The organism is Rhodospira trueperi (assembly GCF_900101965.1).
Lineage (GTDB): Bacteria > Pseudomonadota > Alphaproteobacteria > Rhodospirillales > Rhodospirillaceae > Rhodospira > Rhodospira trueperi.
In genome coordinates, this window is sequence record NZ_FNAP01000007.1 from 121,149 (window position 1) to 147,093 (window position 25,945).

Here is a 25,945-nt window from a genome sequence, read left to right on the forward strand (position 1 = left end):
ACGCGTCAAACACAATAGGGAGGAATAGACCCATGCGTACAATCCGCACCGCCTTGCTGACCACCGTGGCGGCGATTGCCTTCGGGACGACCGCCCATGCGGAATGGCCGGAACAGACCGTCAACCTCATCGTCTCCTACAGCCCGGGCGGCGGCACGGACACCACCGCGCGCACGCTCGCCCCGCTGCTGGAAGAGGAACTCGGCACCGACGTCGTTGTCGTCAATCGGCCGGGCGCCGGCGGCGAAACCGGCCATACGGCCATCGCCACGGCCGAGCCGGACGGCTACACCATGGGCATTCTGAACATCCCACCGGCGATCACGATCCCGATCACCCGGGACGCCCGCTTCACGCTGGAGGACTTCACCCCCCTGGGCAATCTGATCCAGGACCCGTCGGCCTTTTCGGTGGCCAACGACAGCCCGTTCGACTCCCTGGCCGACTTGGTGGCTTACGCGAAGGAAAACCCGGCCTCGGTGACCGTGGCCATCACGGGCGTGGGCACGGACGACCACCTCGCCGTGGTCTACTTCGAGCAGGCCGCCGGCATCGACCTGACCCCGGTGCCGTTCCCGGGCTCGGGTCCGGCCCGCATCGCGCTGATGGGCGGGCACGTGTCGATGGCCGCCATCAACCTGGGCGGCATGATGCCGTACACCGACAAGGTGCGCATCCTGGCGCACCTGGGCGACGAGCGCACGGACCTTGCCCCGGACGTTCCGACCGTCAAGGAATCCGGCTGGGACGTCAGTATGAAGTCTGAGCGCGGCATCGTCTTCCCGGCCGGCGTGCCGCAGGAGGTCGTCGACAAGGCGGCCGCGGCGGTCGAGCGCGCGGCGACGTCCGACGCCTGGAAGGCCAAGCTCAACGAGCAGTTCACGGTCTTCAACTACATGGACGCCGATGCGTTCGCCGCGCATCTGTCGGATCTCGATACGTCCTATCGCGCGCTGTGGGACGAGAACCCCTGGCAGTAACATCGGTTTAAGCCATGATGGCGGGCGCCCGACACTGCAGGCGCCTGCCGCTGGTTTCGGTCCATTCGCGCGCGAGGTCCCCATGCGACCGGATCTCCTGACATACCTCGGGGTCGCGGCCCTGGGCGGCTATGCCATGGTCGAAGGCCTGCGGCTGGGCGGATCATCGGGTATGTTCCCCGCCGCCCTTGGCATTGTCCTGGCCACGGCGGCCGTCATCGGCCTGGTTCGCGCATGGCGCATGTCCTTGCCGAAGCCGGCCGGACCCGACGCCGGGACTGACACGGGGGGCACGGACGACACGCACCCCAGCCTACACCCCGGCCGGGTCCAGGTCGTCGGACTGCTGTTGCTGGCCGGTTACGTCATGGCGGCGGAACACGTGGGCTTGCTGACGGGCGCGCTGCTGTTCATGCCGCTTCTGGCCTGGATCGGCGGGCACGAACGGCGTTTGCAGCGTCTGCTGCCCGTCACCGTCCTTTTTGTCGGCGCGATGTACGTTGTCTTCTCGCTCCTCCTGCGGCTGCCTTTGCCGCAGGATGTGATCTTCGGATAGGCCCCTCATGGACCTGCTTTTCGCCGCCCTCCCGCTGGTCCTGGACCCCGTCGTCGTGCTGTCGATGGCGGCGGGTGTGATCGCCGGGATCGTGCTCGGGGCGTTGCCCGGCCTGACCGCCACCCTCGGAATCGCTGTTCTGCTGCCGTTCACCTACGGCATGCCGCCCATCCATGCCCTGGCCCTGATGGCCGGCATCTACAACGGCGCCATGTACGGCGGCGCAATCCCGGCCATCCTCGTCGGCATCCCCGGCACGCCATCGGGCGTTGCGACCACCTTCGACGGGGTCCCCATGGCCCGCGCGGGCCAGGCGCGGCTGGCATTGCAGGTGGCGCTGGTTTCCTCGGTGATCGGCGCGATCCTGAGCGCCGTCGCCCTGATCATGGTGGCGCCGCTGCTGATCCGCTTCGCGCTCCAGTTCGGGCCGGCCGAGTACTTCTGGGTCGCCGTGTTCGGCCTTGTCTCGATCGCCGTCCTGATGTCGGGAGACCCCATCAAAGGGCTGGCGTCCGCCGTGATCGGCGTCCTGGTAGGGCTGATCGGCATCGACCAAATCAGCGGCCAGGAACGGCTGACGTTCGGCCTGGATGCCCTGGTCGGTGGCGTCAACCTCATCATCCTGCTGACCGGGCTGTATGCCATCCCGCCAGCCCTCGACTTGCTGCTGGATGCCCGCCGCCGGGCCGCCGCCCCGGACTCGGCGGGCGCGGTCGACGCCCGTGCCGGTCCGGCGCTGTCCCTGTCCCTGACCGCGCGCCTGGTGCCGACCTGGCTGCGGTCCGGCGTGCTCGGCGTCATCATCGGCATCATTCCCGGTGCCGGGGGGAACCTCGCCAGCTTCCTGTCCTGGACCCAGGAACGGCGTTGGGTACGCCACGACAACCGCTTCGGCGAGGGCGACCCGCGCGGCGTCGCCGCCTCGGAATGCGGCAACAACGCCGACAACGCGGCCGCCATGATCCCCGCCCTGACGCTCGGCGTGCCCGGAAACTCGGTGGCCGCCATGATCCTGGGCGGCCTGATGATCCACGGCCTGCAGCCCGGCCCGGCGCTGTTCCGCAACAACCCCGAGGTCGTCTACGGCTTCATGTGGGAGATGCTGCTGACCGCGCCGTTGATGCTGCTGATCGGCGCGATGGGCGCCGGCCTGTTCGCGCGCGCGATGCGGATCCCGCCGGCCCTGATGGCGCCCATGATCCTGGTGGTCACCACCGTCGGGGCCTTCGCCGCCCAGAACGCCATCGAGGATGTCTGGATCATGTGGGCCTTTGGCGTGTTGGGCGTTTTGTTGACACGGAGCGGATTTCCGTTGGCTCCGATCATCATTGGCGCCATCCTGGGGCCGATGGCGGAAGCCAATTTCCGTCGCGCGGTCCTGTTGATGAACATGGACGAGACCATTTTCGTCGGTTCGCCCATCACTTGGGCGCTGATCGCCATGACCGCGGCCGCCATTCTCGTTCCCCTGGTGCGTCGCTGGCGCGGCAGGCAGGGAACACAATGATGCCCGACGCGCGCGCTCTTTCCCGGGACGCCACCGAAGAGGACCTCCGCCGATGCAACTGACCGGACTCATGCATGGCGCGCGGTTGCTGCGCTACGTGGACTTTCCCGTGACCGAGGTGCTGGGCCCCGGCGCCAGCGAGGACGAGATCCAGGACCTGCTGGCCCGACACGGCACCATCTTCGTCAAGCCGATCTTCAAGGGCGGCGTGGGACGCAAGGGCAAGGCCGGCCTGGTCGGGCAGGCGCGCGACCTGAAGACCGCGCTGGCGGAGAAGGAGCGCCTGTACTTCGCCGAGCACCGCCATGGCACGACCCTGGCCAAGGCCAACGGCGTGACCTTCGAGGGCGCGGTGCCGGCCGAGCACGAGGTCTACTTCTCGATCACCGACGACACCCGCTACCGGGCGCCGACCGTGACCATCACCCACAAGGGCGGCGTCGAGATCGAGGAACTGAACAAGGGCGAGCTGGCCACCATCCCGTTCGAGGCGCTGACCGGCCTGAAGGCGTTCGTGGTGGCCAACGCGCTGTCCGACCTGGGCGCGCCGCGCGAGATCATCTCGCCGCTGGTGCAGCATCTGCCCAAGCTGTGGGACCTGTTCCACCACTACGGCATGACGACGCTGGAACTAAACCCGATCCGCCTGCGGCCGCAACCGGGCGGGCGCCTGCTGCCGGTCGCCTGCGATTTCAAGGCCGGCTTCGACCGCGACGACCCGCGCATGGCGCGCCTTGGCCTGCCCGCGCACCTGTTTGCCGGCGACGTCTCGGAGTTCGAGCATGAGGTGAACCAGCTCCGCACCTACCAGGGTCAGTCCGACGTGTTCGTCATCAATCCCAACGGCACCATTCTCGCGCCCACCTTCGGCGGCGGCGCCAACAGCCTGGTGACCGAGGTGCTGGGCGAGGCGGCCATTATCTCGTCGGACTTCGGCGGCAACCCGCCCTACGAGAAGATGAAGGACGTGGCGCGCATTTGCTATCGCCACTTCCTGCCGCAGACCAACGTGCTGTTCATCATCGGCGGCAAGGCCAACAACACCGACATCCACGAGACCTTCCGCGCCATGGGCGACGCCCTGCGGGAGTTCTTCGCCGAGCGCGGGCCGACGCCGCTGCACGTGGTGGTCGGGCGCGGCGGCCCCAACCTGATCCGGGGCTTCGGCACCCTGGCCGAGACCTGCGACGCGCTGGGGCTGCCGTACCGCTTCTTCGGCTTCGACAGCGCCATCAGCGAGGTCGTGGCCTACGCCCGCAAGGTGGACGCGTGGATGACGGCCGGCGGCCGCGACGTGGTGGCCCGGCACATGGGCATCAGACCCAATCTCGAAACAAGCGCCTGATAGGGAGACGCAGCATGTATCGTCAGGGCATCGAGGGGGTCAACTACTACCTCGGCATCCGGTCCCTGGAGCAGGTGGCGTCGCGGTCGGACCGGGTCTGCGTGCTCAACATCCTGGGCAACGAATCCCGCACCGTGACGCCGACCAGCCACGCCTTCTCCGGCGGCAACGTGGTGTTCGGCACCGCGCCGGGACGCGGCTCCCAGGTTCTGGAAACGCCGATCGGCGACATCCCGGTCTACAACAACGTCCGCGAGGGCCTGAACGCCGGCCACACCTTCAACACCGGCGTGGTCTACCTGCCGCCAGCGGGTGTTCGTGATGGCGTGGCCGAACTGGTGCGGGTCAACCCGGCGTTGGAGAAGATCATCATCATCACAGAGAAGGTCGCGGTTCACGACGCGCGCGAGATCCGGGCCATGGCCCAGGCCAACGGGGTGGACGTGATCGGCGGCAACTGCCTGGGCGTGGCGGACGCCTGGAACCGTGTGCGCCTGGGCGGCGCGCTGGGCGGCGACCATCCCGAGGAATCCCTGCTCAAGGGGTCGGTGGCGATTTTCTCAAACTCCGGCGGGTTCACGACCACCATTGCCCAGTACCTCGCCACCGAGGGCTGGGGCACGACGACCCTGATCTCCTCCGGCAAGGACATCTACATTCACTACGCCGCGCGCGACTTCGCTCATGCGCTGCGGACCGACGACCGCACCAAGGCGGCCGTGTTGTACGTCGAGCCCGGCGGCTACTACGAACACGGCGTGGATTTCGGCAAGCCCACCGTGGCCTGCGTGGTCGGCCGCTGGAAGAGCCGGCTGACCCGGGCGGTCGGTCACGCCGGCGCCATGGCCGGCAGCGGCGACCGGGCCGAGGACAAGGAGCGCTGGTTCCGGGAGGCGTTCGGGGTGGACGGCCTGTTCACGCCCGAGACCCCGCATGCCTCGAAGACCGGCGCCGTGGTGGTCAACATCGCCGACATTCCGGCGGCCCTGACGGCGGTGATGGCGCTGAACGGCGCCGCGCCGGACTTCGCGCCCGCCGGCTCGCTGGCGCTCAAGCCGTGGATGGCCAATACGCAAGGCATCCCGATCCCAGAGGACATCGACCTGCCCGTGGTGCCGGCCCGGGACCCCTACGACGGGCAGATCCAGGCGCTGCGCCAGCAGATCGGCGCGGTCATCGCCCGCCAGGGCATGAAGGACGCGTCTGGCGCCTCGGTCATGGATCCGAAGACGCAGGTCACCTCGGTGCACGGGCATGCCGTGCTCGACCTCGCGCTGGAGCCGCTGGAGGCCACCTTCGCCCTGCCGCTGGTGCACGAGATCGCCTGCGAGAACGACCGCGCGCTGCTCGACGTCGCCGTGGCGGCCGAGGTCAACCTGGTGGGCGAGCCCATGCTGATCGCCGCCGACGCCGCGCGCGAGGCCGGCAACGCGCCCAACGCCATCATGGCGGCGGCGGTGTGCCTGGTCGGGCCGAAGCGCGTCGAGCGGGCCTTGGCGTGTTCGCGGGCGTTGATCGACCTGTTCGCCCAGTCCGGGCTGCGCGACGGGCGCGACGAAGGGTTCGATCTGTCTGGCCTGACCATGGACGAGTCGACCCGGGCGCTGTTCCTGGCCACGCCGGAAGAGGCCGAACAACCGCGCCCCCGGGCCATGCTGCAAGCGGTGCGCGACCGCGGTGGCCACTCGGTATTCCTGCGGTTCCTGGAGACGCTGGGCGGGCCGCCCTCCCGCGACGCCATCCTGGCCGCCATCGCAACGACCATCGCCTGGGGTCCCCTGATGCGCAAGCGCATCAGCCGCCTGACCGCCGAGACGCTGCCGTGGTACCTGCGCCTGTACGGGGTGATGGTCGGCGCCTCCATCGAGGGGCGTCACCATCAGCGCGGCAGCCTGCACGGCATTCCGCGTCAGGAACGGTTCAGCGAATGGACCGTGGCCGACCTGTGCTACTTGGCCATCACCGGCAAGCGCCCCGAGGGCGACGACGCCCGACCCCTGCAGTTGCTGATCGGGCTGCTGATCTCCAACGGGCCCGGCGCCATCTCGGCTCAGGGCGCCAAGGGCGCGGTCTCCGCCGACGGTCCGCAGACCCCGGGCCGGGTGCAGATCAACAAGGGCATGGCCGGATTTCTGACCCACACCGGCTACAGTCACGGCGGCAATGGGTTCGAGGGCATGGCCTTCCTGCTTGAGCAGTTCCGCGGCAAGGGCCTGGACGACCCGACCGACCCGAACCACGGCTTCGACCTGAAGGCGATGGCGACGGCGTTCGCCGAGGCCTATCAGGCCGAGAAGCGCCAGGCCAAGGAGGTGGGGCAGGAAACGCGGGCGCTGCCCGGCGTGCATCACCCCGTGTTCCGGGGCAACCCGGTCAACTACGACCCGCGCGAGCGGTTTATCGCGCGGTTTATGGACGAGCGCGGAGAGTACAACATCTTCCACGCGTTCTATCGGGAGCTTGTGCAGGCGCTCTATGAGGTCGGCGCCTCGCCCTACGTGTTCTGCGTCAACGTCGACGCGGTCATCGCCGCACTGCTGCTGGCCCTTCTGTGGAAGGACTACCGCTCCGGCGCGCTGACCGAACGCGACCTGGAGACGGCGGCGTTCAACGTATTCCTGTACGGCCGCATGATCGGCGCCGCCGCCGAGATCGACGACCACCTCAACCGGGGTCGCAACATGGACACCCGCTCGCCCGCCTCCGCCTGCCGGTTCGTGGCCTGACGAAACCCCGATCGGGAGGGATTTGGATGAGCATTGTCGTGACGGACGCGGCCCGCCCCGACGCCGAGGTTGTCGCTGGGCTGGCCGCCTGTGGCGTCGCCACGGTGGACGAAGCACAGGGGCGCGTCGGGCTGATGGACATGGCGCTTCGGCCGGTGTTCCCAGGCACCCGCATCGCGGGACCGGCCGTGACGGTCGCCGCGCCGCCCGGCGACAACTGGATGATCCATGTCGCGATCGAGCAGATCCAGGCGGATGACATCCTGGTGGTCGCCCTCGACACACCGTGCGCGGTGGCCTATTGCGGCGAACTGCTGGCCACGTCCATGCAGGCGCGGGGCGCGGCCGGGTTGATCGTGGACGGCCCGGTGCGGGATGCCGCTGCCCTGACCGCCATGGGCTTTCCGGTGTGGTCGCGCGGCCTGTGTGCGCGCGGACCGGTGCGCGAGACCCTGGGATCGGTCAACATCCCGGTCGTCTGCGCCGGGGCGGCCGTCCGGCCGGGTGACATCATCGTCGCGGACGACGACGGCGTGTGCGTGGTCCCGCGCGACCTTGCCGAGACGGTCCTGCGCGCCGCCCGGGCCCGGGAGCAAGCCGAGGCCGACCGCCGCGCCGCCCTGGCCGGCGGCGAACTGACACTCGACCTGGACGGCATGCGCCCGCGCCTCGCCGAAAAGGGACTGACCTATGTGCCGACGCTTTAACCCGGGATCCGTCACCGGTCGCCGGGCCGCTCCGGCCATCACCGACAATAATATGCAGACGTCTTGATTAAACCCGACGCCGGGATGAGAGCTGGCCGGGGAAATTTGGACAGGGCGATAAGTGGATCGCGGGCCTGAGAACGGCGAGAATACCGAGACAAGGAGCCTTTGTGGCGAGACGACCGCGCCGCTCCCTTTGACCAAGCGGCATCGCGTAGCGGTGCCGGGGCGCACCGGCCGTCAAGGCGAAAGTGGAGCCGTCGTGCACTCAGATTGAGCCAGAGCCACTTTTGGACGCCGATTGACATCCAGGGCGTGCACTTCAGCGCGTCGACGTTCAGGGGCGTGGCGCGGTGATAAGCCGATCCCATGCCTGCAACGCCGATGGACGGGTTTCATTCGCCCTGCGGATCGGCGTCAGGGTGACCGTGAAACGAGACTCGATGTCGGCTGTGAATCGACGGTAGGCCACGCCGCAACGCCGCAACGCCGCAACGCCGCAACGCCGCAACGCCGCAACGCCGTCAGCGAGGACGGCAGGAAGACGAGGCCATCGCCCGCCGCCACGCCGGCCAGCAGGACGTTGATGTCATCGGGCTCCACCCAGACGGTGACCCGCTTGCCGTGGATGGGCAGATCACGATAGGGAACATCACGCTTGCCGAACCGCACGAATTCACCCTGCACGCCGCACTCCTCACAGGCGATGGGATCGGGCGCTTCCACCTGGAAGGGCATCTCGTCGTCGGTGGATTTGCAGCCCAGAACCTGGTACTCAGGCAGATAAAGGATGTTGTCGGGCATCTCGGTCATGAGTTTGTCGGTTCAATTAGTTGAAAATAATGCATTTTCCATTTGTGAAAGTGCTTGTACAATAATCAGCCTATTCCTTCCAATATGAGGTGTTTGTCCAATGCGCCATTGATGCCGCCGTTGTTATGACGGCCAGTCTCCACCAGCCCCCATTAGCAGGGGGAGCTCTTGGCATCGTTGGAATAGAGCATGGCGAATACCCATCTCGTACTGAAAAACGTATCCCACGTTCTGCCAGACGGCAGAACTCTTTTCTCCGACCTTCACGAGCAGTTCGATATGCGCTCAACGGGACTGGTCGGACGCAATGGTGTCGGCAAAACTTTGCTCGCACGCATCTTGGCTGGGTTGTTACAACCAACCACCGGCCACTGCCAGTGCTCCGGCAGCGTGCATTACCTCGCCCAGCAAGTGGTGCACCCTGATGGTTCTACAGTGGCCGACTTGGCGGGGGTAAAGCACACGCTGGATGCGCTAGCACGTATTGAGTCAGGCAGTACAGCACCGGAGCATTTCGATGCCGTAGGAGATCACTGGGACATACGCCAGCGACTCCGCTATGACCTTGAGCGCAATAACTTGAGCCACCTTGGAACAGACACGCCTGCCAGCATCCTAAGCGGCGGTGAGGCGATGCGAATTTCTTTGATTGGTGCCATGCTCTCGGATGCAGACTTCTTGATTCTTGATGAGCCGAGCAACCATCTCGATCGACCGAACCGACAGGCGCTGATCGAACAACTACAACGCTGGCCGCGTGGGCTGATCGTGGTCAGCCATGATAGGCAATTGCTGGAGTCCATGGCGCGCATCGTGGAATTGTCTTCCCTGGGGCTGCAAAGCTATGGAGGCAACTACTCATTTTACGCCGAGGCTAAGGCACACGAACGACAGAACGCCCTACAAAACCTGAGTGAGCGCAAGCTTGAACGCCAACGGCAGGAACAGGCGATGCGGAAGCAGCGTGTACGGCAGGAACAACGGCAAGCGCGCGGTAACCGGCGAGGCAAAGAGGCCAATCAAGCCAAGATCTTGTTGGATCGTCAGAAAGAGCGCAGCGAAACATCGTCAGGCGCGCTGCGCCAGAAACAGGCCTCCAGCCGGGCGCAACTCAACCAAAGAGTGCGTGAGGCCGCACAGCACGTTGAAGATGAGTCGCACATAACACTGCATGAAATACCAATCACGCAGGCCGCAAAGCGTCGCGTGGCCGAATTGAATGACGTGGAGTTGCCGTACGTATCGGGAGCAACCCGGACCATAAGCCTGATCCTGGGTGGGCAACAGCGTATAGGCGTAGTCGGCCCGAACGGTTGTGGTAAATCCACGTTGCTTCGAGTGTTTGCAGGCCAAATTTCGCCTTTGGTTGGGGTATCCAAGGTAACGCCGGAGAGCGCATATCTCGATCAGCGATTAGAAAATTTGGATCCAGAGAATACGGTACTAGAACAGTTACAATTAGCCAATCGCACAGCTACCGAAGGGGACCTACGCATGCGCTTGGCTCAACTAGGACTTGACGCGCAGACGATAGCGACACCCAGCGGGTCGCTGAGCGGCGGTGAGCGTCTAAAGGGAGCTCTCGCTTGCATACTCTACGCCGATTCACCACCGCACCTGTTGTTGCTTGATGAACCGAACAACCACCTTGATTTGCCCTCAGTACAGGCATTAGAAATCATGTTGCGTAGTTACCGAGGCACGTTGGTCGTAGTGTCGCATGATGACTCATTTCTGGGAAACCTCGGACTCACAGAACGCTTGCTTGCTACTGAACAAGGCTGGAGGTTGGAGCCACTTTGACGGAAATGTCATGTGTCTCACGATAAACCATATTTTCCGCTGCTCACCTGATTTCGACTTTTGAACGCCAACGCACGTATCAACCAATTAATCCGAATACCCAGAATTCGGACACCCCCATCGCGCCGAAGGAGATGGCCGATGCCGCAAAGCCGTTGCCCAGCTGCCGCATCGGCACCGTGCTGGTCCGTGTGGTCATGTCGCGTCCTTCGTTTGACGTCGGGTTCGATCGGTTTCGCGGTCGCCCGCGATCAGTCGATGCAGACCCGGTCCAGCGTGCCCCCACCCCAACTGCCCACGCGCAGCGACCCGTCGGGCGCCACCGCGAGGTCGACCGGGCGGGAGAACGCCTCCGCCACGGGTTCGAGCGTGGTGTCATCGACCAGTTCGAACAGGGACGACCCGCCGTCGTCCTGCACGAAAACCCGGTCGTCCGGCGTGACCACGATGCCGGGCGCCGGTTGCCGCAGCACGCCATCGATGTCCGTCCGTCGGCCCTCGGCGTCGATCACGGTGATGTCCCCGGCGATGTTGGAAATCACCAGCGATCCGTCGGACCGCTCGACGACACCGACCGGAGACGACAGACCCGACAGCATCAGGGACGGCTCGCAGGAACCGGCCCCTGCCGCACCGCTCGCGCCCGCCGCCACGATGGCTGTGAGGGCGCCCGCCAGAATCATCTTTCGCATCGGCTAACCTCCAAAAGTCTGTGGTGGATCGGACCACCACGGAAAGAGGCCCGGAGCGGGTGACCGAAATCACGCGCGACGACATCCAGCCGGGGCGGGTTCATGACATCCGCCGAACCGTCGCCTCCGGGATGGCGCGCCTGGGCATCAACATTGCCACCATCGAGAAATGCCTGAACCATGTCTCGGGCACCGTTGCCGGGGTGGTCGGGGTCTACCAGCATCACGATTTCGCGACCGAAAAACGCATGGCCTGGGACGCCTGGGAGGCGCACGTCATGTGGCTGGCTCAGGGCACCGAGGCCGGTGACAACCCGGACCCCTTTCCAGGGGCAGGGCCAATAGGACTCCAACAAACCGGCCTCCGGCAAACACGGGGCGGTTCATGACCGGCGACCTAGCGCTCATGCCCGGGGCGCCTACGCTAAACCACGTATTCAAGCCGCGTTTCGGTTCGAAGAGGATCGGGGTGGTCTCGAGAAGGGTCTGGGTGTCGACGTAACGGAGTCCGTCCCCATGGCATCCCGGTTTTGGCCCTTGCCTCACAGATACACCGAAACGGAGGAACCGACATGGGTAGCACTGGAAGCGTAAGTTCCTGGGACGAGGCATTGCTGACGGCGATGATTCAATACCCCGTCCCGGTCATTCGCGGTCCCGAGGATATCCAGGTCCAGGTCGACAAGATCTGCAAGACGGTCGACAACACGAAGGCGGGCTACCCCGGCCTCGATCTCATCGTGTTCCCGGAATACTCGACGCAGGGTCTGAACACCAAGATCTGGACCTACGATGAAATGCTGCTGACTCTGGAAAGTCCGGAGATCGGGCGTTTCCGCGAGGCCTGCAAGCGAAACAGCGTCTGGGGCGTCTTCTCGCTGATGGAGCGCAACGAGGACCCCAAGAAGCCGCCCTACAACAGCGCCATCATCATCAACGCCGACGGCGACATCGCGCTGCACTACCGCAAGCTCCAGCCTTGGGTGCCGATCGAGCCGTGGTCGCCGGGCAACTACGGCATGCCGGTGTGCGACGGTCCGAAGGGCTCGAAGCTGGCCGTGTGCATCTGCCACGACGGCATGTTCCCCGAACTGGCGCGCGAGGCGGCGTACAAGGGCTGCAACGTCTACATCCGCATTTCCGGGTACTCGACCCAGGTGAACGACCAGTGGATCTGGACCAACAAGTCCAACGCCTGGCAGAACCTGATGTACACCCTGGCCGTGAACCTGGCTGGCTATGACGAGGTCTTCTACTACTTCGGCGAAGGCACCGTCTGCAACTACGACGGCAATGTGATCCAGCAGGGCCACCGCAACCCGTGGGAAATCGTCACGGCGGAACTCTTCCCGCGGCTGGTCGACAAGGCCCGCGAGAACTGGGCCCTGGAAAACAACATCTTCAACCTCGGTTGCCGTGCCTACGTCGGCAAGCCGGGCGGCGAGCGCGAGAACTACCTGACCTGGGTCCGCGATCTGGCCGAGGGCAAGTACAAGCTGCCCTGGGACGACAAGATCAAGATCCGCGACGGTTGGGAATACTACCCCGACGGTGTCAAGCTCGGCCCCATGCCGAAATGACCCTTTCCGGCCTCCGGCGGTTCCAACCGCCGGAGGCTTCCGTTCTTTCGAACCGGCTGCGTCAGATGGCCACCAGGCAGCTGACCGCGATGCCCACGGCGGCCGTCCGGTTCTCGACGCCGATCTTGGCGTAGACCTGCTCCAGATGCTTGTCGACGGTGCGCGGGCTGACCGACAGGATGGCGGCAATGTCGCGGTTGCTCTTGCCGCGCGCCAGCCACATCAGGACCTCCGCCTCGCGCCCGGTCAGAGACAGTCCCTCCCGCAGGCGGCGGCGGTCGCGATCCGGATCCGCCGTCACGAGCCGGAGCAGAAGCTCGTTGGGGCCGATGCGGTCGATGAACGTCAGGCCCCATTGCCCGTGCAGCGCCGACGGCGGCAGATCGACCGGCGGCGGCACGGCCGCCGGGGACCCGTCGGCGTACGCGCACTCGGACAGCCACCCCAGGCACGCATCGGGCAGCCGGCGGGAGCCGGGACCGCCGGCCAGAACCGAATCCAGCACGGCGGCGGCGCGCGGCGTCGCCCACAGCACCGTTCCCCCCGGCGTGACCGCCATCAGATGCCGCCCGGTGGCATCCAGGGCCACCCGCGCGCCGTTGGCCGTGCGGGCATTGGCCAGATGCACCCGGATGCGGGCGATCAGTTCCTCCGGCACGATCGGCTTGGTGACGTAATCGACGCCGCCGGCCGACAATCCCTCAATGACGTGTTCGGTCTCCGTCAGGCCGGTCATGAACAGCACCGGAACATGGTCCATGTCCCCGCGGGCCTTCATCGCGGCGCAGGTCTGGAACCCGTCCAGGCCCGGCATCACGGCGTCCATGAGGATCACGTCGGGAACGACGCGGTCCAGAAGCGCCAGCGCGGACTCGCCATCCGTCGCGACCAGCACGCTCAGGCCGGCGTCCTCCAGGGCCTCGGTTAGAAAGCTGAGCGATCCGGGTGTGTCGTCCACGACAAGGACCAGATCGCGATCACGTCTCTTCATGGCAGGTCTCTTGAGCAGTCACGGACCGAGCCGAGGCAGCCGCCCGAACGTCGGCGACGGCCTCGGCCAGATCCGCGAGGGAAAAGTTGGTCAACAGATTGCGGAGGGCAGCCGTCCACGAGGCCGCGTCCGGACGCACCGCCTCGATGGCGTCCAGGGCGGCGGCGACGCCGCGCACGTGGCCGATCGCCACCGCGTCCGCCAGGCCGGTCACCAGCGCCGCCGGTAGGTCCGCGGGCGGCGTGAGGTCCTCGACCTCGCGGGGCTCGGCGTCCACCGTATCGTCGGCCCGGATCCACTCCAGGCGCAGCAGGTCGCCGACCGTTTCGACCAATTGCGACAGGTCCACGGGCTTGACCAGGAAGGCGTCATGCAGGTCGCCGAGTTGACCGCGCGGTCTGTATTCCTGGGCGTTGGCCGAGACCATGACGATGGGTGTGGCGGTGAACCCGCCGCGTCGCAGGTCCTCCGCCAAGTCCCAGCCGTTTCCGCCCGGCATGGAGATGTCGATCAGGAACAGGTCCGGCCGCATCTCGACCACCAGCCGGCGGCAGATCTCGGCGTCCCCGGCGACGGCCACGTCGAACCCGAGCGGCTGCAGGACGTCCAGCATCATGGCGCGGTGCGATGGCTCGTCGTCGACGACCATGAGCAGACGCCGGGCGCCGCGATAGCCCTGTGGCGGGCTTGCGTAGCGCTGGCGGGGGACCGGAGACGAGACCTCCGGCAGGAACAGCTTGACGAAGAACCGGCTGCCGCGGCCTTCCTCGCTGGTGACCCCGACCGCGCCGCCCATGACCTCGGTCAAAAGGCGCGTGATGGTCAGGCCCAGCCCCATGCCGGGCACCCGGCGCGAGGCGGTCCCCGCGCCGCGCTCGAACGGCTCGAAGATGCGCTGCAGGTCCGTGGCGGGAATGCCGGCGCCGGTGTCCTCGATGACGAACTCGGCAACCTCGCTGCGCATGCGCAGGCGCAAGGCCACATGGCCGGTCTCGGTGAACTTGACCGCGTTGGTCAGCAGATTGAACAGGACCTGACGCAGGCGCTTCTCGTCGCAGTGGACCACCGCCGGCAGGCTGGGCGGCGGATCGTAGATGAAGGTCAGCCCCTTGGCCTGCGCCTGCATGCGGAACATGTCGGCGAACTGATCGAGAAGATCGGCCAGGTGGACCTCATCGTCGTTCAGTTCCAGATGCCCGGCCTCGATGCGCGAGATGTCCAGCAACCCTTCCACCAGCCCCGTCAGGTGCTGCGCGCTCTGGTGAATCACATGGATGGCGTCGCGGCGGTGGGACGGGATGGTCCGATCACGGGCCAGAAGCTGGGCGTAACCCGAAATGGCGTTGAGCGGCGCGCGGATCTCGTGGCTGATCCCGACCATGTAGCGGCTTTTGGCCACGTTGGCGGCCTCGGCCGCGTCCTTGGCCTTCTGTAGCTTGGCGTCGGTGCGCTGGTGGGCCTCGATCTCGTGCATCAGCAGGGCCGTCTGGCGTTCCGCCTCCTCCAGCGCGGTCCGCCGGCTTTCCCGGGTCAGCATGAACAGCAGCGAGGCCACGCCGGCGACCAGCGCGAAGACCAGGAACGTCATCCACAGGGCGCCGGCCACGGCGGCGCGGGCGGCGCCGTCCTCCTGCGCGGTCTGGAGGTAGATCAGCGTCAGGATCACCCCAACGACGAGGAGCGACGCCGCGAGCCCGAGAATCAGCAGGCCGATGCGGGTGGTCAGGGGCCGCGCGAGCCAGGACGGCATACTGGCGCGGATGAAGGCGGGCAGCAGGACCCCGGAACGCGCCTCGCGCGGCTTGCATCCATCGTGGCAGCGGGCATCCAGGGTGCAGCACAGGGAACAGATGTGCCCGCCATAAGCCGGGCACCACGCCATGTCCTCGGCCTCGAAGGTGTGCTGGCAGATGCTGCACTCCAGCCCCGCCTCCGGCACCGGGCCGAGGTCGCTCTGCCGCGCCAGGTAGAACCGCCCGCCCGTCGCCCAGGCGATCAGGGGCGCGGTCGCCAGTGCGACGCCGAAGGCGACGAACGCGCTGAACGCCCGGGCCGTCTCGCCCAGCACACCGAAATAGACCAGGACGGCGGCGGCGACGGCCAGGATCATGGCGCCCATGCCGACGGGGTTGATGTCGTAGAGGTGCGCCCGTTTGAACTCGATGTGCGGGGGGCTGAGGCCGAGCGGCTTGTTGATCACCAGATCCGCCACCAGGGCCCCGACCCAGGCGACGGCCACCACCGCGTACAGCCCCAGGATCTGCTCCAGGGCGCCGTATAGCCCCGACATCATGAGAATCAGGGCGATGGCCACGTTGAACACCAGCCACACGACGCGACCGGGGTGGCTGTGCGTCAGGCGGGAGAAGAAGTTCGACCAGGCGATGGACCCGGCATAGGCGTTTGTGACGTTGATCTTCAACTGAGACAGGACCACGAAGATCCCGGCGACGGCGACCGCCACGGCCGGCGAATCGATCATGCGACCGAAGGCCAGGCGGTACATCTCGGTCGGTTTGGCGGCGTCCTCGACCGGCGTTCCTGCCGCGAGGCACAGCGAGACCAGATAGGACCCCGCCAGCAGCTTCAGCGCCCCCGGCACGATCCACCCGGGCCCGGCGCTCAGCAGCGAGCCCCACCACGCCCACCGCCGCTCCGGCCGGTAGCGGGGCAGGAACCGCAGGAAGTCCACCTGCTCGCCGATCTGCGCCACCAGGGAGGCCACGACCGTGGTCGCCGCGCCGAACGCCAGGATGTTCAGGCCGTCGCCGGCGACCGGCGAGCGGCCCTGCATCTGCGTCCAGTCGCCGAACGTGTCCGGCTGCATCACGCCGAGGTAGAGGAATGGGGCCAGATGCAACAGCACCCAGACGGGCTGGGTCCACAACTGAAACCGGCTGATGACCGTGACGCCGTAGGTGACCAGCGGGATCACGACCAGCGCACTCAGCACGTACCCCGCCATCAGGGGAAGCCCCAGCCACATCTCCAGGGCCAGGGCGAGAATGATCGCCTCGAGCGCAAAGAAGATGAACGTGAAGGAGGCATAGATCAGCGAGGTGACGGTCGAGCCGATGTAGCCGAACCCCGCGCCGCGCGTCAGAAGGTCGATGTCGACACCGTAGCGCGCCGCGTAATAGCAGATGGGCAGGCCGGTCAGAAAGATCAGGACGCTGACGGCCAGGATGGCGGCCACCGCGTTGTCGAACCCGTAAGCCAGCGTGACCGCACCGCCGATACCCTCCAGGGCCAGAAAGGAAATGGCGCCCAGCGCGGTATTCGCGACCCGGGCCGACGACCACCGGCGCGCCCCGGTGGCGGTGAACCGGAGCGCGTAGTCCTCCAGCGTCTCGTTGGCGACCCAACGGTTATAGCGCTGCCGGATCCGCAGCACCCTTTGACGCGCCGGTATGGCCGGTCTTTCCTGTTCCGCCACGTCCCTATGACCTCGTCATGCCCGACAGACGGCCTCGGTCTGTCGACGAATGAATGCAAGTGACCGGACGTTCCCTCGCGCTTTCCGGAAAAACCCGGAAATGGTGCGCTATCCTTCTCCATTACCTGGAGTTTGCCGTTTCGTCGGCTGGATCTACCGCAGTCCACGCAATCACAACATACGCGGAACTGCGTATTTTGCTCCGCACAATAACACATCACGGTCATGGGCCATGGCATGGCTCGGCGGCACGCCGCCCGCCGCCATCCGATCGGCATCCGCTCCATACGCACAACGGGGAGAGCCCAGACATGACCGACACGAACACCCGGCCCGTCCGCCGGAGCCTCCAAGTCCATCCGGACCAGCCGGCCTCCATGGAGCGCCGCAAGCTTCTGGGTGGTGCCCTCGGCCTGGCCGCCCTGCCGCTGGCGGCCTCCCTGCTGCCGTCTCGCGCTTTCGCGCAGGCGCCGCTCACCAGCGCGGTGAACACCACCGGCCTAGCCGTCACCGACAGCACTGTGAAGGTCGGCATCCTGCACTCGATCACCGGAACCATGGCCATCTCCGAGACCGGTTCGGTGCAGGCGGAAAAGCTGGCCATCGACCAGATCAACGCCGCGGGCGGGGTGCTGGGTCGCAAGATCGAGTTCGTGCAGGAGGACGGGGCCAGTGACTGGCCGACCTTCGCCGAGAAGGCCAGGAAGCTGCTGGTGGAAGACAAGGTGGCGTCCGTGTTCGGCTGCTGGACCTCGGCGTCGCGCAAGGCCGTGCTGCCGGTCTTCGAGCAGTACAACGGTATGCTCTACTACCCGACCTTCTACGAGGGCCTGGAGCAGTCGCCGAACGTCATCTACACCGGCCAGGAGGCGACTCAGCAGATTCTGGCGGGGATCGACTGGGTGGTGAAGGAGAAGGGCGCGAAGAGCTTCTACCTGATCGGGTCCGACTACATCTGGCCGCGCACCTCCAACAAGATCGCGCGCCGGCACATCGAGAAGCAGGGTCTGTCGGTTGTCGGCGAGGATTACTTCCCGCTCGGCCACACCCAGTTCAACTCGGTCATCAACAAGATCAAGCTGAAGAAGCCCGACGTCATCTATGCCATCGTCGTCGGTGGCTCCAATGTCGCCTTCTATAAGCAGCTGAAGGCGGCCGGCATCGACATGACCCAGGAACACCCGCTCCTGCTCACCATTTCGGTGACCGAGGACGAAATCCGGGGCATCGGCGGCGAAAACATCGAGGGCGCCTACGCCGCCATGAAGTACTTCCAGTCGCTGGACAATGAGAACAACAAGGCCTTCGTCGCCAACTTCAAGGAGATGTGGGGCGACGACATGGTCATCGGCGACGTCACCCAGGCCGCCTATCTGGGTGCGTGGCTGTGGAAGGCGGCGGTCGAAAAGGCCGGCAGTTTCGACATCGACAAGGTGCGTGAGGCCTCTCCGGGCATCGAACTGACCACGGCCCCCGAAGGCTACGTGCGGATCCACGAGAACCACCACCTGTGGAGCAAGACGCGCATCGGTCACGCCAAGGCCGACGGCCAGTACGAGGTGGTTTACGAGACCGCCGACCTAATGGAGCCCAACCCGTTCCCCGAGGGCTACCAATAAACCGCCAATCTGCGGGTGGTCGGGGAGGAGCGTGCTCCTCCCCGCGCCCCCGGTCCCGGTCCACGATCCTTTTCATCGTCCCCGAATCCCTCGTCCGCCGCGAAGGAGCGAGACCATGTTCGACGGCTACACCATGGGTGAAATCGGCGCGATCTTCGCCATGCAGGGGTTCGCCGGCCTCATCCTCTTCTCCGTGTTCGTGCTGATGGCACTCGGCCTGGCGATTATCTTCGGCCAGATGGGCGTCATCAACATGGCGCACGGCGAGTTCATGATCCTGGGCGCCTACGTCACCTATCTGTGCTCAAACTTCTTCGCCGACTACATCCCCGCCCTGTTCGGCATCTACTTCTTTGTCGCCATGTTTCTGGCCTTTCTGGCCGCCGGAGCCCTGGGCGCGCTGGTCGAGTGGGCGATGATCCGACACCTCTACCGGCGCCCGCTGGATACCCTGCTGGCGACCTGGGGCCTCAGCCTCATCCTGCAGCAGACCTACCGGTCGATCTTCGGGGCCCGCGAGGTCGGCGTCACCCTGCCGGACTGGCTGATGGGCTCGTTCGCCCTGACCGACATCATCGACGTGCAGATCAACGGCCTGTTCGTCATGGGCCTGACCCTGCTCATCACCGTCGGCGTCGGCCTGCTGATGTTCAAGGCCCGCTTCGGCCGCCAGGTCCGCGCCGTGATGCAGAACCGCATGATGGCGGGCGCCGTGGGCATCGACACCGAGAAGGTGGACCGCAAGACCTTCGCGCTCGGCTGCGGCATCGCCGGTGTCGCCGGCAGCGCCTTCACCATGATCGGCTCGACTGGGCCGACCGCGGGCCAGCTCTACATCGTCGACACCTTCCTGGTGGTGGTCTTCGGCGGCGCCCAGAGCCTGCTCGGCACCATCGCCTCGGCCTTCACCATCTCCCAGTCTCAGTCGGCGATGGAGTTCTTCCTGTCCGGCTCGATGGCCAAGGTCCTGACCCTGCTCACCGTGGTCGGCATCCTGATGCTGCGCCCGCAGGGCCTGTTCTCCCTCAAAGTCCGCCGCTGAGGAGCCCCGTGATGGCGCGTATTCTCAACATGGACCGCACCCAGCTCCTGGGGTTCGTCCTTCTCGCCGCCCTGGTTTTCCTGGTCCTGCCGCTGGCGCTGGATGCCTTCAGGCTGAACATGGTGGGCAAGTACCTGACGTACGCGTTCGTCGCCGTCGGGCTGGTCCTCTGCTGGGGCTACGGGGGCATCCTGAGCCTGGGCCAGGGCGTGTTCTTCGGGCTCGGCGGCTACTGCATGGCCATGTTCCTGAAGCTGGAGGCCTCGACGCCCGAGGCCACGGCCATTCAGTCCACGCCCGGCATTCCCGACTTCATGGATTGGAACCAGGTCACGGCGCTGCCGTGGTTCTGGGAGCCGTTCCACAATCTTGCCTTCACCCTGTTCGCCGTGATCGCGGTGCCGGTGGCGTTCGCCTTCATCATCGGCGTCGCCATGTTCAAGCGGCGCGTCGGCGGGGTCTACTTCGCCATCATCACCCAGGCCGTCGCCGCCATCCTGTCCATCCTGATCATCGGCCAGCAGGGTTACACCGGCGGGGTCAACGGCATCACCGACCTGCGCACGCTGCTCGGCTGGGACATCCGCACCGACAGCGCGCGCACCATCCTCTACTTCGTCAATGGCGGGCTTCTGTTCGTCTGCCTGTTCATCGCCGCCTGGATCAAGAGCACCAAGTTCGGCCGCATCCTGGTCGCCATGCGCGGCCGCGAAGACCGCGTGCGGTTTTCCGGCTACGACGTGTCGGCCTTCAAGATCTTCGTCTTCTGTGTCGCCGCCGGCATGGCGGCCGTGGGCGGGGCCATGTTCACCCTGCAGGTGGGGTTCATGTCGCCGACCTTCGTCGGCATCGTGCCGTCCATCGAGATGGTGATCTTCTGCGCCGTCGGCGGGCGCCTGTCCATCCTGGGCGCGGTCTACGGCACCCTGCTTGTCAACTGGGGCAAGACGACCTTTTCCGAGACCTTCCCCGAGCTTTGGCTGTTCGCCATGGGGGCCGTGTTCATCGGGGTCGTGCTGGCGTTCCCCAACGGGCTGGCCGGATTGTGGACCGACCATGTGGCGCCGCGCCTGCCGCGCCGGCTGGGCGGACGCCCGCGGCCGGAGGCGGCGCAGCCCGCACCGGCGGAATAGGGAGAGGGAGACAACGCCATGCCCAACGCAACGGACTTCCTGCTCGCGGTCGAGGACCTGACCGTCTCCTTCGACGGCTTCAAGGCCGTCGACAACCTGAGCTTCTATGTCGACGAGAACGAGCTTCGCGTCATCATCGGCCCCAACGGCGCCGGCAAGACCACGGTGCTTGACCTGATCTGCGGGCGCACCCGGGCCACCGCCGGCTCCATCCGGTTCCGCGGCCGGGAACTGACGGCCTTGCGGGAATACGAGATCGTCCGCGCCGGCGTCGGCCGCAAGTTCCAGAACCCGTCGATCTACGAGGACCTGACGGTGTTCGAGAACCTGGAGATCTCGTTCCCCCGGGGCCGCAGCGTGTTCGGCGCGCTCGCCTTCAAGCGCGACGCCGAAGTCATCGAGCGGGTCGAGGCGGTCGCTGAAAGTATCTTCCTCGCCGACCAGCTCAACCGCCGGGCCGAACTCCTCAGTCACGGCCAGAAGCAGTGGCTGGAGATCGGCATGCTGCTGATCCAGCAGCCCGACCTGTTGATGCTGGATGAACCGGTGGCCGGCATGAGTGTCGCCGAGCGCGTCAAGACCGCCGAGCTTCTGCACCGTATCTGCGCCGACCGCGCCGTGCTGGTGATCGAGCACGACATGAAGTTCGTCGAGGACATCGCCCACAAGGTCACGGTGCTGCACCAGGGCAAGCGCCTGTCCGAAGGTCCGATGCACGCCGTAAAGACCGATCCGAAGGTGATCGAGGTCTACCTCGGACACTGACGGGGCCACTGAACCGGCCACTGAAGACGAAGGATCCCGCCATGCTTTCCCTTTCCAACCTGCACGTCGCCTACGGCCAGAGCGAGATCCTGCACGGTCTGGATTTCTCGGTCGCCCCCCGGGAGATTGTCGCCATCATGGGCCGCAACGGCATGGGCAAGACGACGCTCATGAAGTCCCTGATGGGCGTCGTCGGCGCCTCCGCCGGCGACATCAGGCTGGGCGAGACGTCCGTCACGGGCCTGAAGAGTCACGAACGGGTCGCCGCCGGCTTGGCCTACGTGCCCCAGGGCCGCATGATCTTCTCCACCATGACGGTCCAGGAGAACATCGAAACCGGTCTGACGGTCACCGGCGAGACGAGGGTCCCCGACGATATTTACGACCTGTTCCCGGTGCTTCTCGAGATGCGCAAACGGCGGGGCGGAAATCTGTCCGGCGGTCAGCAGCAGCAGCTGGCGGTCGCCCGCGCCCTGGTCAGCCGGCCCAAGGTGTTGCTGCTCGACGAACCCACCGAGGGCATCCAGCCTTCGATCATCAAGGACATGGCCCGCACGCTGCGCCGCATCCGTGACGAAAAAGGGCTCAGCATCGTGGTTTCCGAACAGGTACTGAGCTTCGCCCTGGACATCGCCGACCGCGTGCTGGTGCTGGAAAACGGGCGCCTTGTCCACGAGAGCCCGCGGGCCGGGATCGACGAGGAGAAGATTGCCCGCTTTCTGTCGGTGTAGGGCGTGTGTGGACGCCCCTTGGAAGGCAAGCCTTTCTTTGGTCAGGGCTGGCATGTGGTCAGGTGCGGTCGTGTGTCCGGCCTGGTGATGCGGCTGGTCATGCGCTGCGGGCCCGTATGGAGATGCGCGGATCAGGTCCAAATCGGATTTGCGGGCTGTGTGCCCATCGGTCCTAATTGGTCCGTCTGACCGCGCGCCATGTGCGGCGGCTGCTGTCCGACCTGACCGTGCGCGGGGAACTGGCTTTGGTGGGCCGGCGACCGGGTGGGGGGTCCCGCTGCCGGATCGCGCTTCAACCCACGCCACGGAGCAGATCGGAAACGTCCCCTGGGGGTGACATGAAGGACAGGGGAGGGGGTGACACCCACGACAGGGGGGGATGACATCCATGTCACCCAACCCGTCAGGGAACCGTCAGAGAGGGGGGACGTCATCATCCTCTGAGGCAGAGCGTTCCGAAGGCAAAACGGAAGACGATGAGGCCTCCCCATCGAAATTGAGCGCGGATGTTGCCGCCATTCTGGCTGCCGCCATTCTGGCTGCCGCCCACGCCGGGCTGGCCGCCGGGGGCGTATCCTTGTCGCGTCGGGCCGCGCCGCGTGATGTGGACGCGGTCCGGGCCTGGATCAACGCCGGGGCCACGCCCTCCCTGGTCCGGCTTGTGGGGCGGTTGGTGGCGCACCGCGTTGCGCATGCCGGGCTGGAGGCGCCGCGCTCCCTGGTTTACCTGGACCGGGCCGTCCGCGAGGCCCTGGCGGGCTCCGACGGCACGCCGGATGATGGCGACCGGTTGGCCTCGCTGATTGACGCCGCCATGGATGGCCTGACGCGGGGCGGGGCTCGCTCAGCCGCCCGGGCCGGTGGACGTGGTGCGCGCCCGCGCATGGCTCCGGAACGGCGCCACGCCCCCCATGACGACGGCCGCGCCGTGCCGCTGGATATGCGGCGGCGCGTGCTGACCACGACTGACCGGGGGCGGGCACTTTCGGTGGACTGAACTGGCCCCGGTCGTTCGGACAGGTCCGATGGGTTCTTAAGCTCTGAAGGGCTCCCTGCGTCCACGTCCACCGTCGCAGAGGCTTGTTCTTGCGGGCGGTCGGGGTCACGCCCTGCACGGACCGTTACCCATGTGTTAGCCAGAATCGAAAACGGCGGCCCGAAGGCCGCCGTTGCGAGACGTAAATGTCTGAAAATAATGGCGCGCCCGAGAAGATTCGAACTCCTAACCTTCTGATCCGTAGTCAGATGCTCTATCCAGTTGAGCTACGGGCGCTCTGGGGTCCGGGCCCACCTGGGGCCGTTCGAGCCGCATTTCCCGTCGCGTTGCCGGGGCGTTACGGCTTCCCGTCGTCGCGGGAGGGCGTTTCATACAGAAATCGGGCCCCCCATGCAAGACCGAAGTACAGCCTGAAGCGCGGGTAGATGACAGCCCACTCCCCCAGCCGAGACGGGACGCCGAGGGGGCAGAGACGAACGCGACCGCGCTGCGTCGGGCGTGGTCCCGTCATCGACAGCAAATCCCGAGCGATCCGAAACGGATTGCGACGACGATTTGCTCCCGGATTGACAGCAAATCCCGAGCGATCCGAAACGGATTGCGACGACGATTTGCTCCCGGATTGACAGCAAATCCCGAGCGATCCGAAACGGATTGCGACGACGATTTGCTCCCGGATTGACAGCAAATCCCGAGCGATCCGAAACGGATTGCGACGACGATTTGCTCCCGGATTGACAGCAAATCCCGAGCGATCCGAAACGGATTGCGACGACGATTTGCTTCAATGACAAATGGCGAGGGCGCGTTGGGTGAAACAGATCTCACCCAACGCGCCCTGAGCACTTAGGCCAACTGCAGGTTGACGGCGGACGATTTACCGCGCTTCTGATCAACCTCGATCTCGTAGCTGATGCGCTGCCCGTCCGACAGGCCGTGCAGGCCGGCGCGCTCGACGGCGCTGATGTGGACGAAGACGTCGGCGCCGCCGCCATCAGGCGCGATGAAGCCGTAACCCTTGGTGCTGTTGAACCATTTGACCGAACCCGTATTCACGTCGGTCTCTCCTTTTCTTGTGGAACGAAGGTGTCTTGGGGTTGGGGAAAAGCGAAAGGCTCCCGTCGGGACCGACTGCCCGCGCGCCGCAGCGTGGCCACGACGGACGGCTCGGACACGCCGAGCTTTGGATGCCGAATGTGCGGGGGACCTTCCTCCGGTCGCGTCCGTCCCAAGCGGCGGACTGGCGACACATGTTGTCTGTTTCTTAAACGTGGTGCTCTTCTTGGCCGGCGCCGCGCGGATCCGTCGCCTGTGTCGGATATGGCAACGATCGACGCGGGCACAAGGTCCCGGGCGCATGGTCGCCGGGCCATCCCACCGCCGACGATGTCATTCGTCATCCACGCGCGGTTCCGTCCGGCCCTCTGTCTGTCTTCAGAACACATTTCCGGGGCCGTGGCAACGGGTTTCGAGTCCGGCGCGCGCGGACTATCCCCCAAACCATGCCAGCACCGACACCGTGACCACCGAGGCGAGGGTCTGCGCGGTGATCAGGCCGGCCATCAGCGGCGCGTCCCCACCCATGCGCCGGGCCAGCACATAGGACGAGGCCGAGCATGGCAGCCCGGCGTACAGTACGGCGACCGCCGAGGTCGGCCCGTCGAGCCCGGCCATCAGGCAGCCGCCCCACACCAGCACGGGCAGGCCGGCCAGCTTGATCGCCGATGCGGTGACCACGGGTGCGAAGGCTTGGCGCAGGTGGTGGAACGACAAACCGGCCCCGACCGCCAGCAGCGCCACGGGCAGGGCGGCCCGGCCCAGAATGTCCAGCGTCGGCCCGATCACCGGCGGCAGCCCGAGTCCGCTGACGTTCAGTCCGATCCCCAGCAGGCAGGCCAGGATCAGGGGATTGGTGGCGATGCCCCGGGCAATGCCGAGCGCAGAGGCCGACTGTCCGCGCCCCAGCCACGCCAGACAACTGACCGACAGCACGTTGACCAGGGGCACCACCACCGCCACGCAGATCGCGGTCAGGGTCACGCCCATCTCGCCGTACAGGGCGGCGGCGACAGCCAGCCCGACGTAAGTGTTCGGCCGGATGAGGCTCTGGAACACACTGGAGAAGGCCGCCGGATCCAGGCCCAGGCGCGCGCTCAGCGGCCGGCGCGCGGCAACCGCCGCGCCGGCTACGATCAGCACGGCCAGCGCCTGCACGGTCATCAGCGGCGCCCAGGCCACGGTCGTCATGTCGGCCCGGGCGAGATTGGCGACCAGCAGCGCCGGGAAGGTGACGGTGTAGGTCAGGCTTTCCGCCGGGGCCCAGAACGCGTCGGGCACCCAGCGGGCTTTTTTCAGGCCGAGACCGATCAGGATGACGAGGAAGACGGGCAGGACGGCCGTCAGGGAATCGGTCATGGGGGAACGCTCCGGACGCGGGGGACCACTGAGCCTACGCGCCGTCCGGCCCGCGACGCAAACCGGACGGAGTCGGCCCCGCTTGACAGGCCGGTGCGCCGCCGTTC

At 66.2% G+C, this 25,945-nt stretch carries 20 protein-coding genes, 1 tRNA gene and 1 pseudogene; 15 read left to right on the plus strand and 7 right to left on the minus strand.

Annotation, left to right across the window (positions count from 1 at the left end):
* Nucleotides 1-32 precede the first annotated feature (32 nt).
* The 6 genes from BLS85_RS10730 to BLS85_RS10755 all read left to right on the plus strand — a co-directional run bounded on the left by BLS85_RS10730 (nt 33) and on the right by BLS85_RS10755 (nt 7,821).
* Nucleotides 33-980, plus strand: coding sequence for a tripartite tricarboxylate transporter substrate binding protein (locus tag BLS85_RS10730; RefSeq protein WP_092786099.1), 948 nt, complete (start codon nt 33-35; stop codon nt 978-980).
* 82 nt (nt 981-1,062) lie between these two features.
* Entirely contained in the window at nt 1,063-1,536 is a 474-nt protein-coding gene (locus BLS85_RS10735; RefSeq protein WP_176793613.1) for a tripartite tricarboxylate transporter TctB family protein, read from the plus strand.
* A gap of 7 nt (nt 1,537-1,543) precedes the next feature.
* Nucleotides 1,544-3,043, plus strand: coding sequence for a tripartite tricarboxylate transporter permease (locus tag BLS85_RS10740; RefSeq protein ID WP_092786103.1), 1,500 nt, complete (start codon nt 1,544-1,546; stop codon nt 3,041-3,043).
* Between the two features lie 52 nt (nt 3,044-3,095).
* Nucleotides 3,096-4,388, plus strand: coding sequence for an ATP citrate lyase citrate-binding domain-containing protein (locus tag BLS85_RS10745; RefSeq protein ID WP_092786105.1), 1,293 nt, complete (start codon nt 3,096-3,098; stop codon nt 4,386-4,388).
* Between the two features lie 14 nt (nt 4,389-4,402).
* A complete protein-coding gene (locus BLS85_RS10750; protein WP_092786107.1) occupies nt 4,403-7,114 on the plus strand; it encodes a CoA-binding protein in 2,712 nt (903 codons plus the stop codon).
* 26 nt (nt 7,115-7,140) lie between these two features.
* Nucleotides 7,141-7,821 (plus strand): 4-carboxy-4-hydroxy-2-oxoadipate aldolase/oxaloacetate decarboxylase, encoded by a 681-nt coding sequence (locus BLS85_RS10755; protein ID WP_092786109.1) that lies wholly within the window; start codon nt 7,141-7,143, stop codon nt 7,819-7,821.
* Between the two features lie 600 nt (nt 7,822-8,421).
* Here BLS85_RS10755 and BLS85_RS10760 read toward each other — a convergent pair.
* Nucleotides 8,422-8,634: pseudogene (locus BLS85_RS10760) on the minus strand (transposase family protein); the annotation flags it as partial.
* A gap of 189 nt (nt 8,635-8,823) precedes the next feature.
* On the opposite strand from BLS85_RS10760, the gene BLS85_RS10765 reads away from it, so the two are divergent.
* Complete coding sequence (locus tag BLS85_RS10765) at nt 8,824-10,437, plus strand: ABC-F family ATP-binding cassette domain-containing protein (protein WP_092786111.1); 1,614 nt, start codon at nt 8,824-8,826, stop codon at nt 10,435-10,437.
* A gap of 251 nt (nt 10,438-10,688) precedes the next feature.
* On the opposite strand, the gene BLS85_RS10770 is transcribed toward BLS85_RS10765, so the two are convergent.
* Nucleotides 10,689-11,129 (minus strand): NHL repeat-containing protein, encoded by a 441-nt coding sequence (locus tag BLS85_RS10770; RefSeq protein WP_092786113.1) that lies wholly within the window; start codon nt 11,127-11,129, stop codon nt 10,689-10,691.
* 59 nt (nt 11,130-11,188) lie between these two features.
* On the opposite strand from BLS85_RS10770, the gene BLS85_RS10775 reads away from it, so the two are divergent.
* Entirely contained in the window at nt 11,189-11,518 is a 330-nt protein-coding gene (locus BLS85_RS10775; RefSeq protein ID WP_092786115.1) for a site-specific integrase, read from the plus strand.
* A gap of 183 nt (nt 11,519-11,701) precedes the next feature.
* Nucleotides 11,702-12,709, plus strand: coding sequence for a formamidase (locus tag BLS85_RS10780; protein ID WP_092786117.1), 1,008 nt, complete (start codon nt 11,702-11,704; stop codon nt 12,707-12,709).
* Between the two features lie 61 nt (nt 12,710-12,770).
* Here the strand turns inward: BLS85_RS10780 and BLS85_RS10785 are convergent, their stop codons facing one another.
* Both BLS85_RS10785 and BLS85_RS10790 read right to left on the minus strand, forming a co-directional pair.
* Complete coding sequence (locus BLS85_RS10785) at nt 12,771-13,700, minus strand: response regulator transcription factor (RefSeq protein ID WP_092786119.1); 930 nt, start codon at nt 13,698-13,700, stop codon at nt 12,771-12,773.
* Complete coding sequence (locus BLS85_RS10790) at nt 13,687-17,094, minus strand: ATP-binding protein (RefSeq protein WP_245699183.1); 3,408 nt, start codon at nt 17,092-17,094, stop codon at nt 13,687-13,689. Before BLS85_RS10790 ends, BLS85_RS10785 begins: the two co-directional genes overlap by 14 nt.
* A 353-nt stretch (nt 17,095-17,447) precedes the next feature.
* On the opposite strand from BLS85_RS10790, the gene urtA reads away from it, so the two are divergent.
* The 6 genes from urtA to BLS85_RS10820 all read left to right on the plus strand — a co-directional run bounded on the left by urtA (nt 17,448) and on the right by BLS85_RS10820 (nt 23,423).
* Nucleotides 17,448-18,755, plus strand: coding sequence for an urea ABC transporter substrate-binding protein (gene urtA, locus BLS85_RS10795; protein ID WP_425438479.1), 1,308 nt, complete (start codon nt 17,448-17,450; stop codon nt 18,753-18,755).
* 115 nt (nt 18,756-18,870) lie between these two features.
* Nucleotides 18,871-19,797, plus strand: coding sequence for an urea ABC transporter permease subunit UrtB (gene urtB / locus BLS85_RS10800; protein ID WP_092786121.1), 927 nt, complete (start codon nt 18,871-18,873; stop codon nt 19,795-19,797).
* A gap of 11 nt (nt 19,798-19,808) precedes the next feature.
* On the plus strand, nt 19,809-20,930 hold the full coding sequence (gene urtC, locus BLS85_RS10805) for an urea ABC transporter permease subunit UrtC (RefSeq protein ID WP_092786123.1): 1,122 nt from the start codon (nt 19,809-19,811) through the stop codon (nt 20,928-20,930).
* An 18-nt stretch (nt 20,931-20,948) separates the two neighbouring features.
* A complete protein-coding gene (gene urtD, locus BLS85_RS10810; protein ID WP_092786125.1) occupies nt 20,949-21,695 on the plus strand; it encodes an urea ABC transporter ATP-binding protein UrtD in 747 nt (248 codons plus the stop codon).
* 41 nt (nt 21,696-21,736) lie between these two features.
* A complete protein-coding gene (urtE, locus tag BLS85_RS10815) occupies nt 21,737-22,426 on the plus strand; it encodes an urea ABC transporter ATP-binding subunit UrtE (RefSeq protein ID WP_092786127.1) in 690 nt (229 codons plus the stop codon).
* Between the two features lie 496 nt (nt 22,427-22,922).
* Nucleotides 22,923-23,423, plus strand: coding sequence for a hypothetical protein (locus BLS85_RS10820; protein WP_092786129.1), 501 nt, complete (start codon nt 22,923-22,925; stop codon nt 23,421-23,423).
* 199 nt (nt 23,424-23,622) lie between these two features.
* On the opposite strand, the gene BLS85_RS10825 is transcribed toward BLS85_RS10820, so the two are convergent.
* The 3 genes from BLS85_RS10825 to BLS85_RS10835 form a co-directional block, all read right to left on the minus strand.
* Nucleotides 23,623-23,699: transfer RNA gene (locus BLS85_RS10825), tRNA-Arg, on the minus strand.
* Between the two features lie 570 nt (nt 23,700-24,269).
* Nucleotides 24,270-24,479, minus strand: a complete 210-nt coding sequence (locus BLS85_RS19120) for a cold-shock protein (RefSeq protein ID WP_092786131.1) — start codon at nt 24,477-24,479, stop codon at nt 24,270-24,272.
* Between the two features lie 432 nt (nt 24,480-24,911).
* A complete protein-coding gene (locus BLS85_RS10835; protein ID WP_092786133.1) occupies nt 24,912-25,838 on the minus strand; it encodes an AEC family transporter in 927 nt (308 codons plus the stop codon).
* Nucleotides 25,839-25,945: the final 107 nt, after the last annotated feature.